Annotated in this window: 2 protein-coding genes, 1 tRNA gene and 1 pseudogene; all 4 read left to right on the forward strand. The window is 62.6% G+C overall.

Annotated elements, in window-relative coordinates; genetic code table 11:
- The first annotated feature begins 23 nt into the window (after positions 1-23).
- The gene (gene rpoD, locus QMX96_RS16280) at positions 24-1,877 is read left to right on the forward strand and encodes an RNA polymerase sigma factor RpoD (RefSeq protein ID WP_043863742.1); all 1,854 of its coding nucleotides are present in this window, start codon (positions 24-26) and stop codon (positions 1,875-1,877) included.
- 127 nt (positions 1,878-2,004) lie between these two features.
- On the forward strand, positions 2,005-5,745 hold the full coding sequence (locus QMX96_RS16285) for a bifunctional diguanylate cyclase/phosphodiesterase (protein WP_043863741.1): 3,741 nt from the start codon (positions 2,005-2,007) through the stop codon (positions 5,743-5,745).
- 13 nt (positions 5,746-5,758) lie between these two features.
- Positions 5,759-5,835: transfer RNA gene (locus tag QMX96_RS16290), tRNA-Ile, on the forward strand.
- Between the two features lie 126 nt (positions 5,836-5,961).
- Positions 5,962-6,315, forward strand: a pseudogene (locus tag QMX96_RS16295) (site-specific integrase); the annotation flags it as partial.
- Between the last annotated feature and the right edge of the window lie 136 nt (positions 6,316-6,451).

Genomic DNA, 6,451 nt, shown 5'->3' on the forward strand with positions numbered 1-6,451 from the left:
AGACCTTCAGTGGATAGGGTGTTATGTCCGGAAAAGCGCAACAGCAGTCTCGCATCAAAGAGTTGATCACCCGCGGTCGTGAGCAGGGCTACCTGACTTACGCGGAGGTCAACGACCACCTGCCAGAGGATATTTCAGATCCGGAGCAGGTGGAAGACATCATCCGCATGATCAACGACATGGGGATCAACGTATTCGAGAGTGCTCCGGATGCGGATGCCCTTTTGTTGGCCGAGGCCGATACCGACGAAGCCGCCGCCGAAGAAGCTGCCGCAGCGTTGGCGGCCGTGGAGACCGATATCGGTCGCACGACAGACCCGGTGCGCATGTACATGCGTGAAATGGGTACCGTCGAGCTTCTGACCCGCGAAGGCGAAATCGAAATCGCCAAGCGTATCGAAGAAGGTATCCGTGAAGTGATGGGCGCCATTGCGCACTTCCCGGGCACCGTCGACTACATCCTCGGCGAATACGACCGCGTCACCACCGAAGGTGGCCGTCTGTCCGACGTGCTCAGTGGCTACATCGACCCGGATGACGGCATCGCGCCGCCGGCCGAAGTACCGCCGCCTGTCGATCCAAAAGCCCCGGCCAAGGCCGATGCGGACGACGACGAGGAAGAAGAGAAGGAAGGCGCCAGCGATGAAGAGGACGAGGTCGAAAGCGGCCCCGATCCGGTCGTCGCCCAGCAGCGTTTCGGCGCTGTCGCCGACCAGCTGGAAGCAACCGCCAAGGTCCTGAAGAAGCACGGTCGCCACAGCAAGCAAGGCATTGCCGAGCTGCTGCAACTGGCCGAGCTGTTCATGCCGATCAAGCTGGTACCCAAGCAGTTCGAAGTACTGGTGGAGCGCGTGCGCAGCGCCCTGGAGCGCCTGCGCGCCCAGGAACGCGCCATCATGCAACTGTGTGTGCGTGATGCCCGCATGCCACGTGCCGACTTCCTGCGTCTGTTCCCGAGCAACGAAGTGGACACCACCTGGAGCGGCGATCTGTCCAAGCGCAGCGCCAAGTGGGCCGAAGCACTGGGCCGCCTGGACGCCGATATCGTGCGTTGCCAGCAAAAGCTGATCGACCTGCAGGAAGAGACCGGCCTGACGATCGCCGAGATCAAGGACATCAACCGTCGCATGTCGATCGGTGAGGCCAAGGCCCGCCGCGCGAAGAAAGAGATGGTCGAAGCCAACTTGCGTCTGGTGATCTCCATCGCCAAGAAGTACACCAACCGTGGCCTGCAATTCCTCGACCTGATCCAGGAAGGCAACATCGGCTTGATGAAAGCGGTGGACAAGTTCGAATACCGTCGTGGCTACAAGTTCTCGACCTATGCCACCTGGTGGATCCGTCAGGCGATCACTCGCTCGATCGCCGACCAGGCCCGCACCATCCGTATTCCGGTGCACATGATCGAGACGATCAACAAGCTCAACCGCATTTCCCGGCAGATGCTGCAGGAAATGGGTCGTGAACCGACCCCGGAAGAGCTGGGTGAGCGCATGGAGATGCCTGAGGACAAGATCCGCAAGGTACTGAAGATCGCCAAAGAGCCGATCTCCATGGAAACCCCGATCGGTGACGACGAAGATTCGCACCTGGGTGACTTCATCGAGGACTCGACCATGCAGTCGCCAATCGATGTGGCCACGGTCGAAAGCCTGAAGGAAGCGACCCGGGACGTGCTCTCCGGCCTGACCGCACGTGAAGCCAAGGTGCTGCGCATGCGTTTCGGTATCGACATGAACACCGACCACACCCTCGAAGAGGTAGGCAAGCAGTTTGACGTGACCCGCGAGCGGATCCGTCAGATCGAGGCCAAGGCGTTGCGCAAGCTGCGCCACCCGACGCGAAGCGAGCATCTGCGCTCCTTCCTCGACGAGTAATGACGAACCCCGGCAAATGCCGGGGTTTTTCTTTTTCAGGCCCTGACGTTTTAACCCCTGCGTTCTTCGCCCTTCGGTCAAACCCCCGTCTACACTCGAATCTATCCACTTGAGTGACGAGGCCGCTATGCCCAGACTGCCGGCCCTCGTGCTGCCCCTCCTGCTGATGTGGAGTGCAGCGGCCGGCGCCTTGACCCTGAACGACGAAGAGAAAGCCTGGCTCAGTGCGCATCCGCAGCTGCGCCTGGGCGTCGACGCATCCTGGCCACCCTTCGAATACCGTGACCAGGACGGCAAGTACCAGGGATTGGCCGCCGACTACATTGCGTTGATCCAGGAGCGCCTGGGTGTTGTGTTCACGCCGATCGAGCCGAGCAGTTGGTCGGCCGTGCTCGAACAGGCCCGGCAGGGCCAGCTGGACCTGCTGCCCGGCATCATGTCCACCCCCGAACGCCAGGGCTACCTGGCCTTCACCCGCCCTTACCTCGACTTCCCCATCGTGATCCTGGCCCACGAAGGCGGGCCCAGGCCCCGTGACCTCAAGGAGCTGTACGGCCTGAAAGTCGCCGTGGTGGAGAACTACGCCCCACACGAACTGCTGCGTACCCACCACCCCGACCTCAACCTGGTGGCGCTGCCCAATGTCAGCTCGGCGCTTCAGGCCCTGGCCACCGACGAAGTCGATGCCGTGGTCGGCGACCTCGCCTCCAGCGTCTGGAGCCTGCGCCAGCTAAAGCTCGAAGGGCTCTACGTCAGCGGCGAAACCCCTTACCGCTACCAGCTGGCCATGGCGGCCCCGCGCCAACAGAAGATGCTGATCGGCATCCTCGACAAGGTGATTGCCGACATGAGCCCGGCCGAGCTCAGTCATATCCAGGAGCGCTGGGTCGGCAAAGTGCTGGAAAACAGCAACCGCTGGCGCGACCTGCTGCTCTACGGCCTGCCCGGCATCCTGCTGCTGGTGGCGATACTGGCGGCGGTGATGCGCGTCAACCGCCGGCTAAGCTCGGAAATTTCCCGGCGCATAGCCCTGGAACAGGAGCTGCGCAGCAGCGAGTACCACTACCGCGGCCTGGTCGAGAGCCTCTCGGCGATTGCCTGGGAAGCCGATGCCAACAACTTCACCTACAGCTATGTCTCGCCCCACGCCGAAGACCTGCTCGGCTACCCGATCAGCCAATGGCTCAAGCCCGGCTTCTGGCGCGACATCCTGCACCCGGACGACGCCCTCTGGGCACAGGCCTACTGCGACAGCGAAACCGCCGCCGGCCGGGACCACAGCCTGGACTACCGGGTGATCCGCGCCGATGGCAGGGTGCTGTGGGTACGCGACATCGTCAGCCTGATCGAGCATGGGCACACCCCGGTGATGCGCGGGCTGATGATCGACATCAGCGAAACCAAGAACACCGAGCAGGCCCTGCGTCTGTCGGAGCAGAAGTTCGCCTCGGTGTTCCAGCAATGCCCCGACATCCTGCTGATCGCCCGGGTCAGCGATGGCTGCCTGCTGGAGGTCAACGAAGCCTTCGAGGACCAGATCGGCCTGAGCCAGGACCAGGTGATCGGCCGCACCGCCGCCGAGCTCAACCTGTGGGGCATCGAAGACCAGGGGCCAGCCCCGCTGCAGCGCCTGCAGGGCGGCAATATCCGCAACCTCGAAATGCCTTTTCGGCGCAGCAACGGCCAGCTGTTCACCGGGCTCACCTCGGCGGAGATATTCGACCTGGACAGCACCCCGGCGCTGGTGGTGGCGGTGCGCGACATCAGCCAGCTCAAACAGACCCAGGAGCAACTGCAGACCTCCGAAGAAAAGTTCGCCAAGGCCTTCCACGCCTCGCCTGACGGCCTGCTGCTGTCGCGCCAGAGCGACGGGCTGCTGATCGAGGTCAACGACGGGTTCTGCCGCATCACCGGCTTCGATAGCCAGGTACTGGACCACAGCACCCTGGAGTTGGGCATCTGGGTAGACCTCAACGAGCGCCGGCAACTGCTCGAGCTGCTGAACCGAAACGGCTTCGTACGCGACTTCAGCTGCCACATCCGCCGCGCCGACGGGCAGATCCGCCTGTGCGAAGTCTCGGCGCGGCCGCTGCCGATTGCCGGCGTGGACTGCATGCTGACCATCGCCCGCGACATCACCGAGCGTCACCTGATGCAGGAAAAACTGCAACTGGCGGCCACTGTGTTCGAAAACACGGCCGAAGGCGTACTGATCACCGACATCGACCAGCACATCAGTGCGGTCAACCGCGCGTTCAGCGAAATCACCGGCTACAGCGAGTTCGAAGCGCTGGGCCAGACCCCGCGCCTGCTCGCCTCGGGCCAGCACGACAGCGCCTTCTACGCCGCCCTGTGGCACCAGCTGACCGCCGAGGGCCACTGGCAGGGCGAAATCCAGAACCGGCGCAAGAGCGGCGAGCTCTACCCTGCGTGGCTGACCATCAGCGCCGTGCGCAATCACGAGCGTGAGATCACCCACTTCGTCGCCGTGTTCGCCGACATCTCCAGCCTCAAGCATGCCCAGGCCGAGCTCGACTACCAGGCCCACCATGACCCCCTCACCGGCCTGCCCAACCGCACCCTGTTCGAAAGCCGGCTGCAGGCCGCCCTCAGCAGCCCACAGCCTTCGGGTCGCCAGGGCGCGGTACTGTTCCTCGACCTGGACCGCTTCAAGCACATCAACGACAGCCTCGGCCACCCGGTCGGCGACCTGCTGCTCAAGGCAATCGCGCAGCGCCTGAAAGAACAGGTGCGCGACAACGACACCGTGGCACGCCTGGGCGGGGACGAATTCATCATCCTGCTGCCCGGCCTGCACCAGCCAAGCGATGCCGAGCATATCGCCAACAAGCTACTGGCCTGCTTTGGCGCACCGTTCCAGGCCGGCGAACACGAGTTCTTCACCAGTGCCAGTATCGGCACCAGCCTGTACCCCCAGGACGGCACCGACGTGGCCTCGTTGATCCGCAACGCCGATGCGGCCATGTACCGCTCCAAGGCCAAGGGGCGCAACCGGGTCGAGAGCTACACCCGCGACCTGACCGCCCAGGCCGCCGAGCGCATCGCGCTGGAGCACGAACTGCGCCGCGCCATCGAGCGCAAGGAACTGAGCCTGAGCTACCAGCCCAAGTTCAGCCTCAAGACCCAGAGCCTGGTGGGCGCCGAGGCCCTGATTCGCTGGCGCCACCCGACCTTCGGCGACGTACCGCCGGAGCACTTCATCTCGCTGGCTGAAGAAAATGGCATGATTCTGCAGCTGGGCGACTGGGTGTTGGAGCAGGCGTGCCGGCAGATGCAAGCGTGGAAGCACAGCTACCTTGCGTTCGGGCCGCTGTCGGTCAACCTGGCGGGCGCGCAGTTGCGTCAGCCGTTGCTGGTACAGCGCATCGAGCAATTGCTGCGCACTCACCAGCTCAAGGCGGGTGACCTGCAGCTGGAGATCACCGAGAACTTCATCATGAGCCAGGCCGAGGAGGCGCTGGCCATCCTGCACCAGCTCAAGCGCATCGGTGTGCAACTGGCCATCGACGACTTCGGCACCGGCTACTCCTCGCTCAGTTACCTCAAACGCCTGCCTCTGGACATCCTCAAGATCGACCAGTCGTTTATCCGCGGCCTGCCGGATGACCCGCACGATGCGGCGATTGCGCGGGCGATCATTGCGCTGGGGCGCAGCATGCAGTTGACCATCATCGCCGAGGGCGTGGAGAACCAGGCGCAGCAGCAATTTCTGGCGGCCGAGGGTTGCGAACAGATCCAGGGCTACATCGTCAGCCTGCCGCTGGCGGCGCCTGAATTCGCCGCGACCTTTCTACGCCGGGCAGTTTCGGATCTTTCGGATAGCACAGCCTCGAAACCCTCGCTATAATCCGCGACCACTGGGGCCTATAGCTCAGTTGGTTAGAGCAGAGGACTCATAATCCTTTGGTCCACGGTTCGAGTCCGTGTGGGCCCACCATACTCAAAGCCGCGCACTGCGCGGCTTTCGTGTTTTTGGCGGATCCATCTCAGATGCAGTCCTATGGTCTAAAGGTACAAATTAGGTACAGTGCGGCTTAGCTTGCACGCCTTTGGAGTCCTTCAGATGGCTACAATCGTCAAAACCCCCGCCGGCACCTGGAAGGCGGTCATCCGCAAGACCGGATGGCCGACCAACGCCAAAACCTTCCGCACCAAACGCGACGCCGAGGATTGGTCACGACGCACCGAGGATGAGATGGTGCGTGGTGTGTACATCCAGCGAAGCGGGTCAGAGCGCATGACGCTGGAAAAAACCCTGCAGCGTTATCTGGCGGATGTCACGCCGACGAAGAAGCCCAGCACGCGCAAAGCTGAGGCAACTAAGGCAAAGCAACTCATCCAGAATCTAGGCAAATACTCGTTAGCCGCCCTTTCTGCCGAGATCATCGCTGACTATCGGGACAGCCGACTCGCTTCGACTAGCAAGTGAATCGCCCCGGGTTTCGTAGACACCTCTTTGCCTTAAACTGAGGCCAATTAGGAGGTGCCATGAGCAACCCGCGTTACCCCGAAGAATTCAAAATCCAAGCAGTCAATCAAGTGACCGAAAAGAA

The organism is Pseudomonas sp. PS01300 (assembly GCF_029960155.1).
Lineage (GTDB): Bacteria > Pseudomonadota > Gammaproteobacteria > Pseudomonadales > Pseudomonadaceae > Aquipseudomonas > Aquipseudomonas palmensis.

Excerpts from the sequence above, each read along its gene's own strand:
- rpoD (WP_043863742.1), top strand. The coding sequence starts at position 24 with ATGTCCGGAAAAGCGCAACAGCAGTCTCGCATCAAAGAGTTGATCACC.
- QMX96_RS16285 (WP_043863741.1), top strand. The coding sequence starts at position 2,005 with ATGCCCAGACTGCCGGCCCTCGTGCTGCCCCTCCTGCTGATGTGGAGT.